This is a genomic window from Candidatus Eisenbacteria bacterium (assembly GCA_016867495.1).
Lineage (GTDB): Bacteria > Eisenbacteria > RBG-16-71-46 > CAIMUX01 > VGJL01 > VGJL01.
Map to the genome: position 1 here is coordinate 1 of VGJL01000360.1, position 1,631 is coordinate 1,631.

General features: G+C 66.2%; 2 protein-coding genes. Both read right to left on the reverse strand.

Features of this window, described 5'->3' with window-relative positions; all coding sequences use genetic code 11:
• The coding region (locus FJY88_14250; protein ID MBM3288489.1) for a hypothetical protein at positions 1-297 on the reverse strand (297 nt) is incomplete at its 3' end.
• Between the two features lie 25 nt (positions 298-322).
• The coding region (locus FJY88_14255; protein ID MBM3288490.1) for a heme lyase CcmF/NrfE family subunit at positions 323-1,631 on the reverse strand (1,309 nt) is incomplete at its 5' end.

Below are 1,631 nucleotides of genomic sequence, written 5' to 3' on the forward strand. Positions count from 1 at the left end.
CGCTCGGGCGCCGCCGCGAAGGGTCGCCCCCGCCCTCAGCGAGTCGAGCTCTCTGAGAGCCGCGATCCCCCTCGCCTCGACCCGCCCCTTCTCGAGCAGGTACTGCTCTTCATCCATCTTTCCGGTCTGGCGATCGTGCTCCAGATCGCGAAGCAGCCTGAGGGACGTTTCGTGCTCGAAGAAGGCGGCGTCCTCTTCTTCCTGGCGTCCGGCCCGGCCGGGGGCTAGCAGGGGCGATCCGATGTAGGCCATCGCGCCCGCGAGAAGCAGGACGAGGATCGCGACGGAGAGGATCATCGGGCCGCCCCGCGCGCAGCTCCCCTCATGGAGCCCTCCTCCTCTGTCCCGGGATCAGGACCAGGATTCCTCCCAGGCACATCACGATGCCGCCCCACCAGAACCAGCCCACGAGAGGATTCTCGTAGATCTTGAACGAGGCCTCGTCTCCCTCGGGGTCGAATCCCGCAAGGACCAGGTAGAGATCATGCTTCCAGGTCGAGTAGATCGCAACCTCCGTGGAGAGCTGCTGCGCCTTCTCGTACCAGGTCCGATGGGGAATGAGCCGGACGAGATCGCGGCCGTCCCGACTGAGCACCACACGGGCCGCGACCGACTCCTTCCCCGGTCCCGCTTCCTCCTCCAGCCCGAGGAAGGAAAACCCGTAGCCTCCCGCCTCGAACTCCTCCCCGGCCCTCGCCGTTCTCTCCCACTCGCGAGTGAACGCCGTCCCCGCGAAGCCGACGAACGCCAGCACGACGCCGACATGGACGATGTAGCCGCCATATCGGCGGGGCGCCCTCCAGAGCAATCTGCCGAGGGCGACCGGGATCGACTCGCGGCCCGCCCCTCGGCGCGCCTTCACGCCGCGCACGAACTCCCAGATGATCGTGACGAGGGCGAATGCGGACAGCGCGAAGATCGCGAGCGCGCTCGCGTGGCGCAGGCCGAGAAGAAGGAGGATCAATCCCGCCAGCAGACCGAGAGCGAGAGGGACGCCGATGACACGGATGGCTTCCACGCGACGCATCCGCTTCCAGGCGATCAGGGGCCCCGCTCCCAGCAGGAAGAGAAGGACGATCCCGATCGGCGTCATGATCGAATTGAAGTACGGCGGGCCCAGGCTCACCTTCACGCCGCGCACCACTTCGGAGAGGATGGGGAAGAAGGTCCCGAGCAGGACGGTGAAGGCGCCGCCCAGGAGGATCAGGTTGTTCAGAAGGAATCCCGCCTCGCGGGAGAGGAAGGAGTCGAGGACGTTCTCGCTCTTGAGAAGGGAACGCCGGTGGGCCAATAGGCCGAACGACCCGACAGCGAGAAAGGCCAGGAAGCCTCCGAACCAGGGGCCGATGGGGCTCTGCGCGAAGCTGTGCACCGATGAGACGAGCCCGCTTCGGGTGATGAACGTCCCGGTGATGGTCAGGAGGAAGGTGACCATGATCAACAGCATGTTCCAGACCTTCAGCATCCCCCGTCTCTCCTGGATCATCACGGAGTGGAGGAATGCCGTGCAGGTGAGCCACGGCATGAGCGCCGCGTTCTCCACCGGATCCCATGCCCAGTAGCCTCCCCACCCGAGTTCGACATAGGCCCAGCGCCCGCCCAGCACGTTCCCGGCCGTGAGGAAGACCCAT